20 protein-coding genes are annotated in these 20,945 nt (G+C 35.2%); 7 read left to right on the top strand and 13 right to left on the bottom strand.

The window, feature by feature from the left end:
- Positions 1–71: 71 nt before the first annotated feature.
- From P9211_RS03640 to P9211_RS03620, 5 genes are all read right to left on the bottom strand, one after another.
- Complete coding sequence (locus P9211_RS03640) at positions 72–959, bottom strand: homoserine O-succinyltransferase (protein ID WP_012195305.1); 888 nt, start codon at positions 957–959, stop codon at positions 72–74.
- 14 nt (positions 960–973) lie between these two features.
- Positions 974–2,302, bottom strand: coding sequence for an O-acetylhomoserine aminocarboxypropyltransferase/cysteine synthase family protein (locus tag P9211_RS03635; RefSeq protein ID WP_012195304.1), 1,329 nt, complete (start codon positions 2,300–2,302; stop codon positions 974–976).
- Between the two features lie 32 nt (positions 2,303–2,334).
- Positions 2,335–3,039: a hypothetical protein gene (locus P9211_RS03630; protein ID WP_012195303.1), complete on the bottom strand. Its 705-nt coding sequence runs from the start codon at positions 3,037–3,039 to the stop codon at positions 2,335–2,337.
- A 94-nt stretch (positions 3,040–3,133) separates the two neighbouring features.
- Entirely contained in the window at positions 3,134–4,060 is a 927-nt protein-coding gene (locus P9211_RS03625; protein WP_225866216.1) for a phosphotransferase enzyme family protein, read from the bottom strand.
- 425 nt (positions 4,061–4,485) lie between these two features.
- A complete protein-coding gene (locus P9211_RS03620) occupies positions 4,486–5,994 on the bottom strand; it encodes a hypothetical protein (RefSeq protein ID WP_012195301.1) in 1,509 nt (502 codons plus the stop codon).
- Between the two features lie 217 nt (positions 5,995–6,211).
- Between P9211_RS03620 and stpA the strand changes: the two genes are divergently transcribed.
- Together stpA and arsS are read left to right on the top strand one after the other, a co-directional pair.
- On the top strand, positions 6,212–7,423 hold the full coding sequence (stpA, locus tag P9211_RS03615) for a glucosylglycerol 3-phosphatase (RefSeq protein WP_012195300.1): 1,212 nt from the start codon (positions 6,212–6,214) through the stop codon (positions 7,421–7,423).
- Positions 7,424–7,512: 89 nt separating this feature from the next.
- Complete coding sequence (gene arsS, locus P9211_RS03610; RefSeq protein WP_012195299.1) at positions 7,513–8,448, top strand: arsenosugar biosynthesis radical SAM (seleno)protein ArsS; 936 nt, start codon at positions 7,513–7,515, stop codon at positions 8,446–8,448.
- Positions 8,449–8,480: 32 nt separating this feature from the next.
- Here the strand turns inward: arsS and P9211_RS03605 are convergent, their stop codons facing one another.
- Positions 8,481–8,927 carry a Fur family transcriptional regulator gene (locus P9211_RS03605; RefSeq protein ID WP_012195298.1) on the bottom strand — a complete coding sequence of 149 codons (447 nt, stop codon included), beginning with the start codon at positions 8,925–8,927 and terminating at the stop codon, positions 8,481–8,483.
- 168 nt (positions 8,928–9,095) lie between these two features.
- Between P9211_RS03605 and P9211_RS03600 the strand changes: the two genes are divergently transcribed.
- Both P9211_RS03600 and P9211_RS03595 read left to right on the top strand, forming a co-directional pair.
- The gene (locus tag P9211_RS03600) at positions 9,096–9,716 is read left to right on the top strand and encodes an isochorismatase family protein (protein ID WP_012195297.1); all 621 of its coding nucleotides are present in this window, start codon (positions 9,096–9,098) and stop codon (positions 9,714–9,716) included.
- A gap of 99 nt (positions 9,717–9,815) precedes the next feature.
- Positions 9,816–10,847 carry a mechanosensitive ion channel family protein gene (locus tag P9211_RS03595; protein ID WP_012195296.1) on the top strand — a complete coding sequence of 344 codons (1,032 nt, stop codon included), beginning with the start codon at positions 9,816–9,818 and terminating at the stop codon, positions 10,845–10,847.
- A 5-nt stretch (positions 10,848–10,852) separates the two neighbouring features.
- Here P9211_RS03595 and P9211_RS03590 read toward each other — a convergent pair whose 3' ends face one another.
- The gene (locus tag P9211_RS03590; RefSeq protein WP_012195295.1) at positions 10,853–11,860 is read right to left on the bottom strand and encodes an SDR family NAD(P)-dependent oxidoreductase; all 1,008 of its coding nucleotides are present in this window, start codon (positions 11,858–11,860) and stop codon (positions 10,853–10,855) included.
- Positions 11,861–12,178: 318 nt separating this feature from the next.
- On the opposite strand from P9211_RS03590, the gene crtL reads away from it, so the two are divergent.
- Both crtL and P9211_RS03580 read left to right on the top strand, forming a co-directional pair.
- Positions 12,179–13,462 (top strand): lycopene beta cyclase, encoded by a 1,284-nt coding sequence (gene crtL, locus P9211_RS03585; protein WP_012195294.1) that lies wholly within the window; start codon positions 12,179–12,181, stop codon positions 13,460–13,462.
- 4 nt (positions 13,463–13,466) lie between these two features.
- Complete coding sequence (locus P9211_RS03580) at positions 13,467–14,180, top strand: SDR family NAD(P)-dependent oxidoreductase (protein WP_012195293.1); 714 nt, start codon at positions 13,467–13,469, stop codon at positions 14,178–14,180.
- Positions 14,181–14,554: 374 nt separating this feature from the next.
- On the opposite strand, the gene P9211_RS03575 is transcribed toward P9211_RS03580, so the two are convergent.
- The gene (locus P9211_RS03575; protein WP_012195292.1) at positions 14,555–15,112 is read right to left on the bottom strand and encodes a GIY-YIG nuclease family protein; all 558 of its coding nucleotides are present in this window, start codon (positions 15,110–15,112) and stop codon (positions 14,555–14,557) included.
- Between the two features lie 157 nt (positions 15,113–15,269).
- Between P9211_RS03575 and P9211_RS03570 the strand changes: the two genes are divergently transcribed.
- Entirely contained in the window at positions 15,270–15,950 is a 681-nt protein-coding gene (locus P9211_RS03570; RefSeq protein WP_012195291.1) for a glutathione S-transferase, read from the top strand.
- A gap of 2 nt (positions 15,951–15,952) precedes the next feature.
- Here P9211_RS03570 and P9211_RS03565 read toward each other — a convergent pair whose 3' ends face one another.
- The 5 genes from P9211_RS03565 to P9211_RS03545 all read right to left on the bottom strand — a co-directional run bounded on the left by P9211_RS03565 (position 15,953) and on the right by P9211_RS03545 (position 20,694).
- On the bottom strand, positions 15,953–16,210 hold the full coding sequence (locus tag P9211_RS03565; RefSeq protein ID WP_041391082.1) for a hypothetical protein: 258 nt from the start codon (positions 16,208–16,210) through the stop codon (positions 15,953–15,955).
- Between the two features lie 79 nt (positions 16,211–16,289).
- Positions 16,290–17,660, bottom strand: coding sequence for a sodium:solute symporter (locus P9211_RS03560; protein WP_012195289.1), 1,371 nt, complete (start codon positions 17,658–17,660; stop codon positions 16,290–16,292).
- Positions 17,661–17,805: 145 nt separating this feature from the next.
- Entirely contained in the window at positions 17,806–18,861 is a 1,056-nt protein-coding gene (locus P9211_RS03555; RefSeq protein WP_012195288.1) for a chlorophyll a/b binding light-harvesting protein, read from the bottom strand.
- Positions 18,862–19,996: 1,135 nt separating this feature from the next.
- The gene (locus P9211_RS03550; RefSeq protein ID WP_012195284.1) at positions 19,997–20,257 is read right to left on the bottom strand and encodes a hypothetical protein; all 261 of its coding nucleotides are present in this window, start codon (positions 20,255–20,257) and stop codon (positions 19,997–19,999) included.
- A gap of 92 nt (positions 20,258–20,349) precedes the next feature.
- Positions 20,350–20,694 (bottom strand): TIGR02450 family Trp-rich protein, encoded by a 345-nt coding sequence (locus tag P9211_RS03545; RefSeq protein ID WP_012195283.1) that lies wholly within the window; start codon positions 20,692–20,694, stop codon positions 20,350–20,352.
- Positions 20,695–20,945 lie beyond the last annotated feature (251 nt).

The raw sequence follows: 20,945 nt of genomic DNA, 5'->3' as shown, positions 1-20,945 counted from the left end.
GGATTAAATGATACCTAGGATTTGATATTAGTTAGACTTATAATATAGTTAATATAAATCCATGTAATAACTTATAAACTTACCCTTTGATAACAGAACCAAAGCCACTGTTGGAATAATAGATTTCTATGTGATCTCCAAGAAGTATTTGGATTCCTAGCATCAAAGTTCTCAGGTGGTGGTACATCTCCCCGCTGAAGATCTCTTTCCATCTCAGATATCAACCTGGAAACATTGTATTCAGGATGTCCAAGATGCATTAATTGCTTTTGATCAGGTGTTTCAAAAATTGTATATCCTACTTTTTCACCATGAGCAAGAAGTCTAAGTCTTCCTTGTCTTTGTGCTTCTTCCATTTGTTTGTCTGGTAGGCCGGCATGTCTACTCTGAGGGCAAATAAAAGTATCATCCTGTGTGCCCATGATGGAATGACCAGGAACAAGGCTTTTCATAGGGTAGACACCAAAAAGTTTTTGTGAAAATACTTTCTTCTCAACACCTGCCAAGTAAGCCAGAGCAAATCCAGCCCAGCAAAGGCCTAGAGTACTTGCACAGTTCTCGCGAGCTTTGTTAATCAAATTTACTAATTCAGGCCAATAATTAACATCTTCAAAAGGCAGATGTTCTACAGGGGCTCCTGTAATAATTAGGCCATCCAATGGTAGTGGGGTATTGGCTTCCTCCCAATCTACATATAGATTTTCAAGATGAGAAAGATCCCAAGTCTTATAACTATGAGAATTCAAACGTATCCAAATTGGCTCAATTTGAAGTGGAGACAAACCAAGAGGATGTAAAAGATTAAATTCATATTGTTTACCTAATGGCATAATATTTAAAATCCCAATTCTTAATGGTCGAATATCTTGTCTTTCTGCAAGTTCAGGCTCTATCCATGAAATATGGTTCTTCTCCACAGAAGAAATCTTGTGATAACTACCTGGAAGAATTAGAGCCATATAATTAGCTTAAATTAATTAATCTGCGACAAAGCTTGATCAAAATCAGCCATTATGTCATCAATATGCTCTAACCCAACTGAAACTCTTACCATAGTAGGAGTAACTCCTGCTGATTCTTGCTCTTCCAGTGAAAGCTGTTGGTGAGTTGTGGAAGCAGGATGAATAACTAATGTTTTAGAATCTCCTACATTTGCAAGGTGACTTGCAAGCTTTAATGAATTAATAAAAGTTACGGCATCATCAAAACCTCCCTTCAAAGAAAACATCAACATGCATCCCATTCCTCTTCCAGAGAGATACTTCTTAGCAGTTTGGTGATAAGGGTCAGAAGCTAATCCTGGATAATTAACATTAGAAACTTTCGGATGATCATTGAGCCAATTAGCTAGAGCCATTGAATTAGAACAATGTCTCTCTATTCTTAAACTTAAAGTTTCTAAGCCTTGTAGTAACAGGAAAGAGTTAAAAGGGCTAAGAGCAGGACCCCAATCTCTTAAGCATTCAAGTCTTGCACGCAAAGCGAATGCAATATTTCTTCCCTCAGGGACTCCAAGCATGGAGCAAATATCACTGCCAAAACCAAATGCATCCCAATGAATTAGGCCATGATATGCAGCACTTGGTTGACTCATTAAAGGGAACTTACCATTGCCCCAATCAAAAGTACCTCCGTCAACAATTACTCCACCAAGGCTTGTGCCGTGACCACCTATCCATTTTGTAGCACTTTCAACAACAACATCAGCACCATGCTCCAAAGGTCTAATCAGAGCCCCCGCTGCACCAAGGGTATTATCAACGATTAAAGGAATGTCATTTTGCTTGGCTAAGTCCGAAAGAGCTCTGAAATCTGGGATATTAAATCTTGGATTACCCATAGATTCGACATATATAGCTTTAGTGTTTGAGTCAATCTGAGAAGCAAAACTACTAATGTCATCTCCTTCTGCAAATTTAACCTTGATACCTAATCGGGGAAATTGAACCTTAAACTGATTGTATGTTCCTCCATATAAAAAAGAAGTAGAAACAAAGTTATCTCCAGCTTGCATGCAATTCGTAATTGCTAGAAATTGTGCTGATTGGCCTGAAGCGGTTGCTAGAGCAGCTACCCCACCCTCGAGAGAGGCAACCCGTTTTTCAAAAACATCTGTAGTGGGGTTCATCAAGCGCGTATAAATATTTCCAAACTCTTTCAGACCAAATAAATTAGCTCCATGCTCTGCGTCATTAAAAACATAAGAGCTGGTCTGGTATATAGGAACAGCCCTTGAATTAGTTACAGAATCGGGAGTTTGACCAGCATGTAACTGAAGAGTCTCGAATTGATGAGAATTCAATGAATTTTTAGCAATCTATATTCCTTTCTAGCTCAAGAATCAGATTCTGGGATCCAATTTTCAGGGGGATTTGGTTTATCCGAATCTGCTAATGAAGGGAAAGTGTTTCGAATTAAAGGAATCAGTTTATTTCTTACTTCGGTCCTAAAGAGTGTTAATTGACTTGAATCAAGAACGGGGTAGCTGTTTTTATTATTATTAATACCTTCTCTAAGGGGTACCCAATTCTTTTTCCCTAAAGAATCTAGGGAGGATGCCAAGTCAGAAAAATTAAATTCAAGTAACCGCAAGTGCTTATCGTATTGCGAGACTGCAGTTTCAATTAATTCTTCTCTAAAAGGAGTAAGGGCTTTGGCTTTTAACGTATCTGGCAAACCTAAGACTGGTTGAAAATAATTAAGTGCCCGTAATTCTTCCTCAAGAAGAATAGGCCAAATACCTCTTGCATCTTTATCCAATGAAAGTTTACCTTCAGCTTTATTCATCTCATCCAAGAAAAAGGATATCCTCCTATAATAAGACTTTTCATTAATAGGTTTTTTGACTGAAGGTTTTGATGAGGAAATATTAGGCAATGCGGATTCAGCCTTGCGCAAAAATAATCGATCATCCCTCTCAAGATTTATAGCTCCCCAACGTTGCCTATAATCCCATAGTTCGACATATCGCAAAACATCCTGTTCAGACCATCCAAGCTCCTTTAGTTCATTTCCACGATGAGTTAATTCCTTAGACACCAGAGAGAATGCAAAGCTTAACTTTAAAGGTTAATATAAAACTAAAAAGATTGTATGGGAATTAGTAATATTAGTAACTAAAACTCCCTATAGGCTAATTCAAATCGCTGGCGAGACTAGTTACAATCTCTTTTATATCTTCCCATTTCTGCTGTATATCTTGTAATAGCGCGAGCTGAACTTCTGCTCTAAACAAATTCTGTTTTGGATAGGTAGTTTCAAAATAAGTATCTCCCGACAAGTAATCTGTGAAAAACCTTATAGCTAATTCAAAGGTGATAGAATATATTGTGGCAGGTAAATATTTGAGATCATTTTTATTCAAAAGCTTATCAGAATACAAAAGATAGCCTTTTAGAATAGATCCAAATATAATTAAATCAAAGTTAATTAAATCTGTATCTTTAGGCTCTTCTCCACTTTGATTGCAACAGGATCTACAGCAATCTGCTATGTCGTATATAAGGTAACCAGACTGAATAGTATCCATATCTATAATTGACAAAATTTGATCTGATAGCTCATCAAAAAGAAAATTAGCAGACTTTGTATCGCCATGAATCAATCCAAATGAAAGGGGAGGTGATATAAACAAAGAATCAATATTTATTACTTTATCTTTATTATTTTTAATAAATGAGATAATGGTATCAACTCTATTTTTTAGTTCTTCCTGACTATTTTGCTTACAAGTTTTATTTTGGATTGTATTATAAAAATTAGAGAGATGATTACCAAAAGAATGTAGGCTATCAATGCTTTTAGAAAGTTTATGTAATGGAAATGAATGGCTAAGAGAATGGAAAGCACCAAGAGCTTTTCCTACTTCATATGCTTGTTTACTTGAACTTAAACACAAGATTGTCTTAGATTGAGGAACAAATTCGAATGCTCTCCAAGATTTTTCTTTATATTTTAGTAAGTAGTCATTTGAATACGAGTTCAAAAGTAGTCTGGGGAAAGTTAAATGAATGTGTTCTAAATCTGATCTATTATTTTCTATTTCTTGTATATAATCCAAGAAAATTAAGTGGTTATTTATCAATGCTATTGGGCTCGAGAAAACTCTGGTGTTAATAGTTTGTAAAATAAAGATTTCAAAGCATGAGTCTTCAGAACATCGAACCAAGTATGTGTTGTTAATATTTCCTGATGAAATTAATTGAATATCTTTGACAATGCCTTTAGAGCTAAAATAAAGAGCAATTTGATATAAGTCTTTTTTTGAGGTATCAGATTTTCCGATCAAGACACTTGAATTTAGACAGCATATTAATTATAAATGAAATAGAAGGGAAGGGAAGTCATGATTAACTTTCACTATAACCAAATTATTTTTCTTATTACAATAAGGTTTTGAGGATGAGGCAAGTTAATATCAATTATTTATTCAGCGAATGGTTTACATAGATCAATCATACAAGCAACAATCATATTGAAATAAAGTTATAAATCCTGGATTAATCTAATCAACTGGGTAGAATAGCTTGGCTTTTCTTGAATGGCAGTATAATCATCTAAATAATTGGCAATCTCATTGTTATCTATAAAATTTGATGCTATTGATTTGACAATTATTTGTTCAGCATTTTTATCTCTTAATCTATCCAAAAGCTTTGTAAATTTTTCCCCTTCTATTGGCTTTACTGATTCCTTACAGTAAGTGGTAAGCTCTCTACTATTGCTCAAAACTTCATAAGCAATTTTTCTGGCTTCGTTTGTACCAAAAATGCTTATATATAAAAGGTTGATCATTGAAGCATCTTCTAATTGTATGGAATAACTTTCTAGAATCATTGGCCAATATTGCAAAGAAGTTATTCCCTCTAAGCCACCCCTCCTAAGACCAAGTGATTGACACCAATCAATCAACTCTTCTAAGCCAGAAGGACATCGATTTAATGCAAGCATCTTAGTTGCTAAAATCTGGCCAACTTGAAAGTTTCTTGTAGGTTTACCAGTTTGGGGCTGCATCATGCTGCCTTTTACATCAGCAACCATAGCTGTTAATTGAGAGAATGTATGATCTCGAACTGTAGCCATACCTCCATCTCTTAAAATAGCTGCTTCAATTAATTGCACTCCATAACCGAGCTCAGTAATAGGGAAAAGTTGTTGTTCATATAATGCTTTTCTGTCTATTCTTTTCATAGATACTTTTGCTGCTTGATCTAAGCATTGATCCAACAGCAATGTAAGTAATGTTGGCAATAAACCTGGGTTATCTTTATGGTAAGTATGGGCAAAACCAGCAAAAATAGAAGAAATATTCTTAGCAGCCTTAATATATTGCCCCTCAATATTATGAATACCGGGTGTTACTTGAATATTTGGCGAGAGTTTATCTAGAAGCCTCGATCCAAATAAAGCTGTAATAGCTTCTGGATGACAAAAGTTAGCAGTGAAGCTATCACAAGGATTCCTTAAGGCTCCATGTCTATGAAAGCCAGAAAAGAAAGCAAGGTTAGGCTGCTCTTGACAAAGTAAATAGGACCTAGATGTTAATTCATCATGACAAAATGAACCAACAAGACATGCAATTACAACTTCCTCTCTATTTAGTTCATCCCTTAGTCTACAGGCTTCCTTCAGATCATCTTCGATATAATTGCTATTAGCGCTTAAAACTACCAATTCACAATTAAGCAATAGATAAGATAGCGTATTAACACAAAGGGAACCATCTACTAAATGAGTTGCCATATTTTTCATCCTTCTTATATAGATATCTTCCATATCTTGTAAACTTTCTGAACTAAATGCTCCTAAAAGCTCCCTACCTTCTCTTGGAGCAAGCAATAGCCGACTCTCTTCAGACAACATTGCACAGTTATAAGCAAGTGAAGCTGGGTAAAGGCCCACACTGTAAAAACCTACGTTCCCTATCTCTAGCTGCTTTACTCTTAGGGCTATTGATTTTTCATCAGTTGATTTAAGAAAAAAGCTGTTTTTCATTCATTCTCTGTACAAAATAAATAGATCTATAAAATCTTGCTAGATCTGTAGAATCTACAAATAAACTATAGCCTAAAATGGGGAACACTTGTTAACAGACTATTTATTTAACTTTTTAGATTATTTAGAAAAAACTTATCAGGAAATTCTATTTTTTGGTAGTTACAATTAAAAATGGCTAATATATAGATACTAGAAATTAACCCTGGGCACGGTAATGCTTAAAAGAATACTCAATTCATTAGATTTAATAAAAGAGTTAACTTCACAGGAAGACATTTTGATAGTACAAGATATAGATGGGGTCTGTATACCTTTAGTTAAAGACCCAATGAAAAGAGTAATCGAGAGCAAATATGTTAAAGCCATTTCTAGCTTTTCAAATGAATTTGCCGTACTTACATGTGGAGAGCATGAAGGTCCAAGAGGTGTTAACAGAATCATAGAAAGGTCTATTGGCTCTATAGAAGCTGTGAGAAAAGAGGGGCTTTACTTACCAGGCTTGGCTGCATGTGGAGTTGAATATCAAGATAGATATGGGAACATCAGCCTTCCTGGATTAGAGAAAGGTGAAATAGATTTTTTGAATAAAATACCTCACAAAATGGAGGAGCTCTTAATCGAAGAGTTGCCTAGTGTAATGCCATGGTTAACTACTTCAGAGATATCAAAGCAAGCTAATCGTGCTATTTGCGATACAAGATTTTCACCCGCCATTAATCTTAACGAATTATTTAGCCTAGTTCCAAATAAAATAGAGATACAACAAAATCTGCAAATAATGATGGAGAAAGTTATGAATAAGGTTATATTTTTTGCTGAATCAAAAGGTTTAGAAGGCGTATTCCATCTTCACATCTCTCCAAATTTAGGTCTAAAGAATGGGAAGGAAATAAGCAAATACGCAACTAAGGATGATATAGGAACCACCGATATACAACTGATAATAAATGGCGCATTAAAAGAAGCCGGTCTTCTTTTTTTAATCAATCAATACATTAAGCAAAAAACGGGAGAGTCCCCTCTCGGCAAAGATTTCAATGTAAGAGAAGCTCCTCGCTCAGCATCAAAGCTGGTTGAGAAAGTATTTGAGAATATACCTGCGAAAGAAATGCCTACCATAGTTGGCGTAGGCGATACCGTAACCTCTATTATGAATCCTAAGAATAAAGCATGGCTTAGAGGAGGAAGTGATAGAGGGTTTCTTACTCTTATAAAAGAGCTAGGTAAGAAATTTAATAAAGAGAATAGAGTTATTTTTGTTGATAGTAGTCATGGAGAAGTTTATAGACCATCAACGAAGGGAGGAAGTCTTAATGGTATAAGTGACCCAGATGATCTATTAAAATTTGATCTAGTCATGGAAGGTGGTCCAATGCAATATATAGAGTGGATTATAAAACTATCAAAAATAAGGAATAAGTTTTAAAAGTACTATTTTTATAACAATTTATGCACATAAATAAAAATAAAGTTAGTCTTTACAGTTAAGATAATAAATAGAATGTTCAATATCCTTTGGCAAGTTCATTTCCAAGAGTCTTTAAAAAGAGACCTTCTATCTTACAGGTAAACCTTGGATACAAATGTAATCAAGCCTGCAATCATTGCCATGTTGATGCAAGTCCAAGCAGAACTGAGATGATGAGTAAAGACAATATAGAATTAATACCCAAGGCTCTCGAATCTCTCAATATAAGCTGCTTAGATATAACTGGGGGGGCTCCTGAATTACATCCTGATTTCAAGTATTTAATAAGAAAATCTAGAAAGCTTGGTGTAGATATTATAGACAGATGTAACTTAACCATTTTACAAGAAACTGGCTATGAAGACCTTTCTAAATTCTTAGCATTGTACAAAGTCAAGATTGTTGCTTCACTGCCATGCTATGAAGAAGAAAACGTCGATAGTCAAAGGGGAATAGGGGTATTTCAAAGAAGTATTGCTAGTCTAGTTGAGCTAAATAAATTAGGTTATGGGCAAGAGCAAAGTGATTTAATATTAGATCTAGTTTACAATCCTTTAGGTGCACAATTACCTCCATCACAAAAACTATTAGAACAAAAGTATCGAAAAGAGCTTCTAGAAAGATATGGAATAAGATTTAACAACCTATTTGTAATAACAAATATGCCCATTAAAAGATTTGCAAATCAATTAAGGGTAAAAAATGAGTTGAGCGACTACAAGGAGCTTTTGAAAAAGAGTTTTAATCCAAAGACTTTAGATTCTATAATGTGCTTGGAAACAATTAGTGTTGATTGGGAGGGAAATATCTATGACTGTGACTTTAACCAGCAGATTGGTATTAATGACACGCATGAAATCAAGTCTCTAAAGAAGCTTTTAAGTAACAAGAAAACCTTAGAAGGAGATCTAATAACAGTAGACGACCATTGCTTTGGATGCACAGCGGGTAGCGGATCAAGCTGCGGAGGAGAGCTTACCTAATTAATAACTAATCAACTCAACGATTAAATCTATTAAATACAATCTGGACAAAGCCCTCGTACATTTAAAGTCGATTCAAGCAATTTAAAGCCTTGCTTGTCAGCAGCCTCTTTCCCAGCCAGGACAACCTGGTCACTTTCGAACTCTTCAGTTCTTCCGCAATTCACGCAAACCAGGTGATGATGGTCTGGGTGATCCTGGCTTAAAAGTTCAAATCTATGACCACCTTCACTTAACTCTAATTCGTGGAGAAAGCCCATTTTTACGAGCAACCTTAATGTCCTATAAACAGTTGCTAACGAAACTCGAGACTTGGACTGAATTAATTTGCCATGAATATCCTCTGCACTTAAGTGTTTACCTCCCCCAATCCTTTGGAATAAGTCTAAGACTTTTTTCCTTTGGGGTGTAAGCCTTCTCCCTTCTTGATGCAACTCAAGCTCTAGGGGCGTTGGGACTTTTGCAAATGATGCTTTCAACTACAAGCTCTCATAGTGCATTCTCAATAATAGTCTCTAATGAGAGAGGAGACAATATAAGATTAATAGGTAAATCTCCCTATTAATCTTCAAGATGATCGCCAATATATTATTAAAAAAAACAGCCAAGCAGAATATAATTAAAAGGTTAAAGGCTTCTATTGAACAATGGTGAACAATTTTATTAAGTTAAGAGGAGTTAGAAGAAAAGAAATAGATCCTAAGAATAGTTTATTAATGAGCAGAGATAATACAGCTCTAATAGTTATGGATATACAAGAAAAGCTGATTAAAGCAATTCCTAATCGAAATGAACTCACTTGGAATACAAAGAAATTAATAGATGGTTTTAAAATACTTAATATGGGAGTCTATATAACTGAACAAAATCCAGACAAGCTAGGGGAATCAACAGAAATAATTAACAATATAGACGCGTATCCAAAATTCGAAAAAATGGATTTCAGTTGCTCAAACTGTATAGGGCTAAGTAAGGAGTTCAAAAGAAATAACATCAAAAATATACTATTTTGTGGTATTGAAACACATATCTGTATTCTCCAGAGTGCCATGGACTTTATTAATAAAGGCCATAAAGTATTTATTGCTGCTGACTGTACAGGTAGCAGGAATAAGATTGATCATGACACTGCAATTAAGCGATTAGAAGGTGCTGGCGCAACTATATCTACAAGTGAAGCAGCTATTTTTGAGCTTTGCAGAACAGCTTTAGCTAAAGAATTCAAAGATATTAGCGCTCTTATTAAAAGGGAAAGATCCAATTCTTGAAGTTAGACTCTAAAAGAGAAAACTTTATAAAGTTCGGTCAAAAAACATAGCATTAAATAAGATATAGCGTAAAAGTAGTTCTAGGTATACTTAATATGCATGAATGAGTTCTATAGCAAACTTGCAATCGCTGGTTCCAGCTTATTAATTGGTTCAATAATTACTATTCTAATTGCACGAATAACAAAGAAATCACTTAGCAGGCTTACATCTAAAACCAAGAATAAAACTGATGACTATATCCTGAAGACTTTAGTAGATACAATTCGGCCATTAGGGATAATTATAAGTGCTTCGTTTTCATGGAGGGCTCTAGATTTAGAAGGTGATTTCAATCAATCTTTTTTAGCTCTAACAAAGTTAGCCTGCATTATCCTTATAGTTCGGCTTGCAAATCGAGTCTTCTTAAAGTTGCTTCTGAGTTGGGGTACAAAGATCAATGACCCAGCTGTTGCAACTATGCTCAAATCATTAAGTCCAATGATTAGAGCTGTTATTTGGAGTGTAGGCGTAGTTTTCTATCTGCAAAATATGGGCGTCCAAATGGCAGCACTATGGGCAATACTTAGCGCAGGTGGAATAGGTGCTGGACTTGCGCTTAAAGAGCCTGTTCAAGAATTTTTCGAATACATAACAATACTCTTAGACAAGCCCTTTCAAAATGGCCAGTTTATTCATATAAATGGAATATGGGCAAAAGTTGAAAGAGTAGGAGTACGTTCAACTCGACTCAGAAGTATTAATGGAGAAATAATTGTAATGAGTAATAGCAATTTAACTAATGGCATTATCTCAAACTATGCAGAGATGGAGAATAGAAGGCTAGTACACAGACTAGGTGTTGAGTATAATACTTCTCATTCCAAGATGAAAAAGATACCAGGGATTATAAAATCAATTGTTGATCAAACTGATAATGCAATTTTTGATAGATGTCATTTTATAGAATTTGGGAATAGCTCTCTAGATTTTGAATTAGTATATTATATACCAACCAATGATTATTTATTAGCAATGAAGGCACAAGAAGAGATAAATCTAGATATAATGAAGTCTTTTGAAGCAGAGTCAATCAGTTTTGCTTTCCCAACACAAACTATTAATCTAACTAAGTCAACAAAATCAATTTAAAATTACTACATAGTCTCAAGAGTGCAATATTTGATTAATAGTTGATTGCTTAAGTTCCATAATTCAAATGCTTTTTTATCATCTTTAGCCTCTTCACTAATCTCACTTTCTTCCAATGAGGAGCTTGCAAAAAGTTTTAGCCTATTACTGTAGTAAGAAAAGCCTGGGTTAGCATATTCAGAGTTTATTGCAAGATTAAAAAGAATCTGACCTGCTTTTTCAACCGATTCAGTTATCCGCAACAAATCTCTTGCTATAAAAGAAAAGACTATCTGACCAAGTTCATTGTATTTCCTACTATAGCGAAAAAAGCCACCTTTACTCCTTGGAATAACAAGTCCTGGAGCCCAACAAATAATAGGTATATTTAAACCTCTCAGTTTCAATCTTCTATATAATTCTCTCGAGAAAATAACATTACATAGCTTACTATCTTTGTAAGCCTTATCAGCATTAAAGATTGAAGTTCCATCAATCATACAAACTTTTTTTAAAGAGCTAAGGCCAAGTAAATTCCCAAGCCCAGCAGGTCTACCTACTTTTCCTCCAGCCAACAAAGGATTATGAACTTCCGAAGCCGTAACAATTATTCTGGGAAATTCTGACTTAATGACTAATTTCATTAGCCTCTGAATTAAATATTGGTGACTTAAATGGTTAACTGCGAAAGTAAGTTCGATACTCTGCTTAGACAGCCTAATATCCTTAGAGCCAGTATATTGCAACCCTGCATTCAGTATAATTATATCTATCAAAATATCTTCTCTGATCAACTTATTAGTCAATTTTTCAAGACTATTAAGATCAGCCAAATCAGCTATTCTCAAATCAAGATTTTTCAAAATTGATTCTTTTCCTATAGAGTTATCATTTTTAAATCTTAAGAGTAACTCCTTAGACCTCTCTTGATTACGGCAAATAATGATAAGTCTGCAACCAGCTTTTAGCAACAACTTTGCAGCCTGAAAACCAATTCCAGAAGTCCCTCCTGTTATAAGAATTGTTTTATTCATGTGTATTTATATCAAACTTATTAATTATAAGCATGTAATGCTTTTATTAAATATACATCTGTTTTAACAAATAAGTTATTCCTTATTATCTGGTTCTTATAAAGTGTTGAAACGAAGTTAACCGAAGCTCAATTCTTATTTTTTTCAATCCAAATCCCATAAATACATCTGGTAACTAAAAGTTATTTGATGTGCAATGGAAATAGCTAGTCAGGCTATTCTCTTTTAATGAAGTTGGAGGCCTTAGAGTGAAAGGAATCAATATATTGGATTTGAGAAGTCTTTGCGATGGCATGACAACAATAACCAGGTATTCCTATGGCCACTAATGCAAATATAGATGCATTAGTTCTGGGTTCTGGACCAGCTGCATTGGCAATTGCATCTGCGCTTGCCAATGAGAGACTCTCTGTTCATGTCCTTTCTCCTCTAGACCGCAGGCACACATGGCCATATACATATGGGATATGGGGAGAGGAAGTAGATGACCTGGGAATAGGAGACCTTCTAAAACATCGTTGGACTAATACTGTCAGTTTCTTTGGTAGCGGTTCAAAAGAAGAGAATTCTCCTAAGAACAAGGAAACTAGGCACAATCACGATTATGGGTTGTTTGACAAAAACAAATTACAAGCCTATTGGTTAAAGCAATGTGATGAAGCTCTTGTTGAATGGCACCTTGGAACAGCTACTAATCTCAAAGTAAATCAATCTATTAGTACTGTTACGACATCTGAGGGGGAAGAAGTGACCGCTCGACTCATAATAGATGCCACTGGATACAAACCTGTCTTCCTAAAAGTTCCTAATAATGGAGAGGTTGCTGTTCAAACCTGTTTCGGGATAGTAGGCAAATTTACATCTCCACCAATAGAAAAAGAGCAATTCGTTTTAATGGATTACAGAAATAATCATCTGACTGAGGCCGAAAAAGATGAGCCTCCTACATTTCTATATGCCATGGATATGGGGAATGGAACTTTTTTTTTAGAAGAAACCTCGCTAGGCCTAGCTCCACCAGTCTCACTAGATACTCTCAAAACAAGGCTGGAAAAACGTCTGCAACATAAAGGGATACAGATTACTGAAATTGAGCATGAAGAGCACGGTTTGTTTCTTCCAATGAATATTCCCATTCCTTACTTAGATCAACCAATCCTTGGTTTTGGTGGCGCGGCTGGCATGGTTCACCCAGCTTCTGGATATTTAGTTGGAACTTTGCTAAGACGAGCACCTTCTGTAGCAAAGGCAATTGCAAAAGCAATGGAAAACGAGCAAGAAAGCCCTGCAGTGATAGCACAAAAAGGATGGGAAGCATTATGGCCAAAAGATTTAAGAAGGAAGCAAGCCTTATATCAATTTGGACTTGAAAAGTTAATGCGGTTTAAAGAGTCTCAATTAAGAGACTTCTTTACTGGCTTTTTTAGTCTCTCAGAAAGCCAGTGGTATGGTTTTCTGACAAACTCTCTTACTCTAGGTGAACTTATAAACGCAATGTGGAAAATGTTTACCAAAGCTCCTTTAAATGTAAAATGGGGATTGTTTGAAATGAAAGGAAGAGAAATGAAGTTATTACTGAAGTTCCTAAGCCCTGAAGTTTAAATAATTGAGAACAATACTTATTAGTGGTGCCAATAGAGGGATTGGTAGAAAAATAGCAGAAAGAGCTGTTAAAGATGGGGACCAAGTAAGTTTAGGAGTAAGAGATTCAGATCAGTTAATAGGAACAAATCTAGATCCAAACTTTAGTAGAAATAAAAAGATTTTAATATGCAAGTATGAATCAAAGAGCAAGCAAAGTGCTGAGAATTGGGTAAGGTGTACAAAAAACTATTTTGGTAAAATAGATACTTTGATTAATTGTGCTGGTAAATTCTCTAAAACAAAATTAATGTTTCAGGATAATGAGGTTAGCGAAATTGAAGAACTCTGGAAAACAAATGTAATGGGGCCGTGGTATCTAACCAGAGCAGCTTGGGAACATCTGTTAGAGCAAAACGATTCTAGAGTTATAAACCTAGTTTCTATGAGCGGGAAAAGGTCAAAAGGATCATTAGCTGCCTATACAACCACAAAGTTTGCACTAATGGGTCTTAGCCAAACCATAAAAAATGAAGGCTGGGAGAAAGGAATTAGAGTGACAGCTATCTGCCCAGGGTGGGTAAACACCGACATGGCGAAAGAAGTTAAAACGATTAATAAAAGTGATATGACTCAACCCGAAGATCTTGCAGAAATAATATCAACAATACTTTCTATGCCTAATTCTTGTGTACCTTTTGAAATTTCAGTTAACTGCAATCTAGAAAGGATGGTTTAAAAGGACTTACTGTATTGATCTTCTTTTAGGCAATAGATTGATCAGACTAAATAGAATTAATCTAATATACCTGTGAATATAATTTCTGTAAAATCCACCTACAGTTTTACCAATAGTAAATATCCTAAAGATAAGGCTAAAAATAAAGTTTAGGAACCAGAGTACTAGGAAAAGGGATATTAATAATGTAGTAGTTGAATATACTCCAGAAAGTTGATCTTGTATTGGATCAATAAAGCGGAGATATGTTGGAATATCCATAAATTTTGTAAGTAATCCTTCTTTTTATATCTATATCTATAGACTTTTCAAGTAGGGAAGAAATTCTTCTTATGATTTTGTTGGAAGAACACAAAATCACTCTGTGTGTGAGACTAAAGAGATAAGCGAAGAGACCAATCAAAGATAAGATATGAAAGCAATGTTATCAAAGCGGCTGCAATCAGAGCTTTTGTTCTATTTGCCCAGGAAGAGAATAAAGGCAAATCATTAGTTTCATATCCACCAAAATTACCTGAGAATAACAATAGCCAAAAAGGTATTGACGAAATAACTAAAGCAAACGCAGTTCTGCTTAGGAACTCAACATTAAGGTAATTCAATAAAAAGAAGCATAGAAAGAAAATAGCTGTTGCTCCAGTAAAGCTAATTGAAAACTCTGCAGCCAAAGACCTTGGAATATTGCCTTTATTACTCAATTGTTTTTTGCAGTCTCGAAGCTGCCTGGCTGATAACTTAAAATAACCAGATCCAGGCAACCTTGTTTTTTTATACCTTCTATATAATCGAACTTCTAAAGATTCTGGATGCTCTAAAGCAAGACTCTTAATAATCTGGTCTGGTTTAAGGTCTCTTTTAAGTGTGTCAATATCTTTTACACGACCTATGCCATATAGATCTCCCTTCTTTATTAAGTAAACAAAGCCTTTCATTAAAGAAGAGAATTTAGTCTGAAATGTTCAGTGTTTTGTATAAACATGATAGAGATTCTAAGCTGCTAATATTTTTATTATAAATTATACATCCAGAATTTGCCAAGGCAATAGGAACTAACAAAACCTATTGATAGCCATATATTATAATAACAGAATGGACCTGGGTATATTATATTCATTCAGGAGATGTCCTTACGCAATGAGAGCGCGATGGGCAATTATGAGATGCAATCTAAAAGTAGAGTTAAGAGAGGTTTCACTTAAAGACAAGCCAGTTGAGTTAATTAGCACTTCTAAAAAAGGGACTGTTCCAGTATTAATTACAAGGGATTCTAAAGTTATTGATGAAAGCTTTGGAATAATATTATGGGCGATTTCCATGAATTGCTCAGATAAACTTCTTCGAGAAACATTAATCGCAAATATGGAAGGAATAAAGCTCATTGTCTATGAGAATGACAACTCTTTCAAATATCATCTTGACCGTTATAAATACCCAAACAGGTATCCCTACTCCAATCAAAATATTCACAAGAACAAAGCTTTGGAGATTTTATATGGTTGGAACGAAAAAATAAAACATTCTTCAAAGTCAAGTCGTAAAGGATGGTTATTAAATAACAATGAAAGTATTGCTGATTGGTGCGTATGGCCTTTTGTTAGGCAATATAGAAATATAGATCCTCATAGCTTTGATCAAGATCCTAATTTAACGTATTTAAGCTCTTGGCTAAATTATTATCTAAAAGATAAATTCTATGAAATTTTAATGGAAAAGAGTAAGAAATGGGAGGCAAATCAAGAGCCATTATATTTCCCTAATATTGAAAGTTGATCTTAACTCTCCACTCTTCTTTTATCTATAATTCTAGCCAGCTCCAAGAAATAACCTGCTGTACAAAATTTGCCTAAGTTTCTCTCCCTATTACCAATATCACTTCTTAATTCTGCTGTTTCTGCCATTAACAAATCCAAATCTTGTTGAGGCATCTCGTAAAGCTCCTTTAATTCTACCTCGCGATCAAGAAGATGGCTTCTGAACCATTTTTCCCTAGACTCTTGATGAGGCACTTCTTGATAGTTTCCCAATTGCATTTTAATCCAGCTATACAGTAAAGTTATTACACTACATTAGATTAAATCAATAGGTTCCTTATCAAGTTTCAATTTGCTCTTAAAAATCTCTATTTTGTAATAAGAACCCAAAAAGAATAAATAAAACTGTCATTAAGCCACATAGTTCAGTCCATTGCGCTAAACCGATAGACATAATTGCTATTGGTGCTATTACTGTTATTAAGCCTCCAGATAGAAGTGGCTGCAAAAATAACTGTTTTATAGAAAAGATAGGTAAAGTATTGGTTTTATCTTCTGGATCTGCCAAACGAAGAAGTAATATGCCACTTGCAGCAACACCAGTTGCATTTCCAAATTCAATTATTGATCTCTCAAACCATCTTTCGCCAAATGATATTCTTGCGAATAGAAACATTGCGAATAAATTCCATGTTAACCCAGCTATTGAAAGTAATGTAAGTGACATCCAATTATTTGATATTAAAGGTAAATTGAGACCAGCCATCGCAGTAATTATAAGAAGATCTGTTGATAAAATCCCAATTTCTCTCTGCAGTATTGAAGAAACTAGTTCTGTATTGTTGGTCTTTTCTAGTAAAAATCGTATTAAAAGTGATCCAAATAAAGCCAAAGGAAAAACAGGAAAAGTTGAAGAAACTGATTGAATTGTACCTCCTAAATATTCACCAATTAGTCTGAACAAGTTCAATAGAGTTAGACCTATCAAAACTGCTAAGCCTATAAAGGCAAAATTAATTAATATCAATCTAAATTGTTGATCTATAGAAAGGATTTTTTCAGAGTCATTTTTAGGATCATGACTATGCTCTGAAGGAATAATCCACCCCAAGAAACGCCCAATAATTATCAAGGCACTGCCAAATATAGTTGACGAAAGCAATCCAATAGTTGCCATTGCTAATCCAAGGTCTAATCCTTTAGAAAAGCCAATATGTCTAAAACTTTCTCCCATTACTGCTGCAGCTCCGTGCCCACCTTCAAAACCAACTTCTATAAGACATCCCATTAAAGGATCTACTCCCATATAGGGAATTAACACCAATAAAACGACAACACCTCCTACCAAATACTGACCAAAACCAAGCAAAAAACCAAGCAAAGCTTGTTTTGCAACAGGTTCAAACAAACCTTGCCTAGCTGGAATGGGTCGACCAAGCATTAATGTTGCAAAGACCAAAGTAAGCAAGGGTGTTGGAAAGTCGTCCCATATATCAGTTACAGCTTGGGGTAATAGTGGAATAATTCCAAAAGGTCCAATTAATAAAGTGATAATTCCAATAAGTAAAGCTATTGGTATGCCTAATCTTTCAAATCTGAGTGCAGATTCAAATTGCCTACTTATGAACAACAAGATCGCAAAGATGACAAATACAGACAAAGCAAGCCACAAATAAGGAATGCTTGTGAAGTAAAGTTCAATATTTAAATCATTCAATACTGAGTTCATTTACAAGAAACAATATCCTTAAAAGTAAAGAAGTAACCAGTCAAAGTCTAAATAAGAATGGGAAAGATAAACCATTAAAAAAGCCTCACCTAAAAGTGAGGCTTTTTTACATCTATAAGTTCAAAAGTTTGAGCTTATAGTGAAATCAATCATTCAAGGTAATATCTGCAGAACCAATATTACTTACAGCAGATGCTACTCGTTTGAAATCAAAGCCCATTGCACGCAACGCATGCCATAAATGTCCTTGAATATAGAAGAATCCAAGATAGTAATGGACATTCGTCAACCAAGCTCTAGATGTATGGGCACCTTCAGCGAGAGCTACAGTATCCACCCAATAAGGCGAAACTCCAAACTTAAGCTCTAGAACCTCACCAAAATACTCAACTGGGTAAACGGTGGTGTTTGTTGCACACCAGAAGGCTGCAACAATAGCCATCCAACCAATACCAGCTAGTGACCAAGAAAGTACTGCTTCTGCAGAAAGTAATCCTGAACCTTTGAACTTGCTGTATTCTCCAACTTGCTTAGTAGCAATATGGAAAGCACCGCCAGAAATCATTAGGAATGCCAAGAAAGCGTGCCCTCCCATGACGTCCTCAAGATTACTTATAGAAAGGAAGTCGAACTGGTGATTCCAAATTGCGGACAAGTTGAGATTGTATTCAACCTGACGGACAGCACCTGCTGCTGAATCCCAGATACCGTGAACTCTGGCCCACTCAACAAACTGGATATTAGCTATACCCAAGAAAATAAGATGATGACCCAAGATAAAAGTTTGATTATCTGGGTTATCCCATTCCAATTTGAATTTTCTGGCCTGAGCTACTTGAGAGTCCTGCATATCACCTGCAAAGAGAAGTGAATGAAGAAGTCCGCCAGCCCCATAAACCATAGAAGCTACAAGGTGAACAACAGCAACTGCAATAACAGTGCTTCCACCTACAAAAGTACCTGTCTCATCAAAACCAATTCCTAATGTCGCTAAATGAGGAAGAGCGATCAAAGGTTGGTGACCCATAGGTACTGATGGGTCGAAACGCGCTAATTCAAATAAAGTGAAGGCACCAGCCCAGAAAGCTATCAAGCCAGTATGTGAGGCATGAGCAGCGATGAATTTGCCTGAGCGATTAGTAACCCCAGAATTACCAGCCCACCACCCGTAGGTGACGTCTGGATTTCCATATGTCTGCATTAAATTGTGCAAGGTGGCTAAGCTGCCAGAGGTTAACTAAAAAGGCGAGCCAAATACGAATAAAACCAAGACCTTTTACATTGTGTAAAGCTATCAGTCCACAAAATAAGCTAATGACTTGGCTAACCATGCCAATCTTGAAAGGGTGAATTCCTCAGATAGAACATTGATGATTTGCAATAAGTTCAAGAGAGGGTAAGAGCTATTTAATAATTGCTACTGCAGAACTTTATGGAGAATCCAATTTCGTTTTTCAAGAAGATAATTAAGTACCATAGGATTACTATTTCCCAAAAATAAAAGAAATGTTTTTGAAACTATGGGAGTTCATCCTTCCTCTTGTTAAGGACATGAGAGTAAGGTTTGCAATGGCAATGCTTGGGAATATTATTATTCTGTGGTTTTTCATCACTTATTTCAAAAAGTTCCTTCCTGATTTACCAGATAATTTCATCGGCTAGACGGATGAATATAAGAAAAAAATTTAGAATTCATATTTTAAAATTTTTGTCTTCCAGCGAAAAAGCAGTTATAGCAGTATTTCTTATGAGGGCAAGCACCTTGAAGAGAGCTATTTTTTTGTCATTTACTTAACTTCTGTTAAAATGAAATTTCATAAAGTGATTAATAGGCTTAGATCAGCATGCAGATGTCCAAGCAACATCAAAAACTTCTTAAACTTTCAGTCAAAGCCCAAAAATGCATAGATAGGAAGGCAGCCAAGAAACTTATTCGTAAAGCAGAGAAAATTCACTCGAAGTTATCTGCTTGATCATACTTTCTTAGATTTATAGATCAATATAAAAATCATTAATCAGGTCAAGGTATTAAGACAAATGCTTCTTAATTCTTGAATAAATATAAAGAAGCTTGTAGTTGCTATGTATTGCAACTAATAGAGGGTATGGGAAATTAATTCTAGCTATGGAACTGATAGGGAATTCGTTAGAAAGAAACAGTCTAAAGATGGCGACAGAAGACTATTACAGAGAACAAGCTGATTTCTACAGGAATTCTGATGCCTATCTTCGAATGAAGGATTTATACCCTATTTTGCAATCATCAATTAATGACTGCAAAAACGAAACGCTAATAACCTAATCTTAAAAATGTCAAAAAATATCTCCATAGAGTATTAGGCAGCAATAGTAGTTATAGGAGCATCTTTATCTTTCCAATATTCAATAACTTCCTTGCACCAACTTAAATGGTAAATCACATTCGGAGTCCAAGGAAGCGAGTCGTCGTGGGGAGCGCTTCTCCAATGAGTTCCAGGCTTTAGGTATCCAACCTCTCTCCATAATTTCAAAGTCGCTGGACTAACACCAAGCTCTTTACTTGCTACTTTTTCATCTAGCCACTGAGTTTCCTTCATCAATAAATAGAAGTTATCCATTCTTAACGTGAATTTTTTAGGAAGGTAAGCCCATAAAATAAAATTAGGTAAAAATACGTGAATTAAAATTCATGTCTACAAATTGGTTGAAATCACCAACTTCTAGAATTGTCGTTATCTAAGGGAATGGTAAGCCCAGAGTCTTCCGAGGGGTGCAAACAAGATAAGTTTTTCGGGACCATAGGAACAGAAGTCTTATGAGAATCGTTAGAAAGCATCCCTATAAAGTCGTCTTCATGTTCAATCCAGCCAGGTGACCAGTTGGATGAACTTATAAGCTCCTCAAAGTCAATTCTGAATCTGATATCGCCATCAAGTACGGATACCATGCTTACCCAACGAGTATTTTTATGAATGCCATAATTAATGGCGACAAAGGAATGCATTCCATAAATTGGAGATGTACTAGTCCAAGCTAGATTTGGCGGCCAATTCATAATTGAACCTATATTTATTTATCTTTAGTGTAAGAAATATATTCTTTTCTTATTTTATCTAGTAATTCTCTTTTCCTCTTCATTGTATTTAGATTATGATTTCGATTGATTTCATTGCGTTCCTCCCGATTCATTGACATCCAATCCCTCATACTTAGACCTTTGAAAGGTACTTTTGTTTTTTGTCTGTTCAATAGATTCTTATAAAAATAAAGGGTAAGTAGAATTGCACCAACTAAAAAAAGGATCAA

It is taken from the genome of Prochlorococcus marinus str. MIT 9211 (assembly GCF_000018585.1).
GTDB lineage: Bacteria > Cyanobacteriota > Cyanobacteriia > PCC-6307 > Cyanobiaceae > Prochlorococcus_D > Prochlorococcus_D marinus_B.
This window is presented reverse-complemented; position numbering and strand designations above follow the sequence as displayed.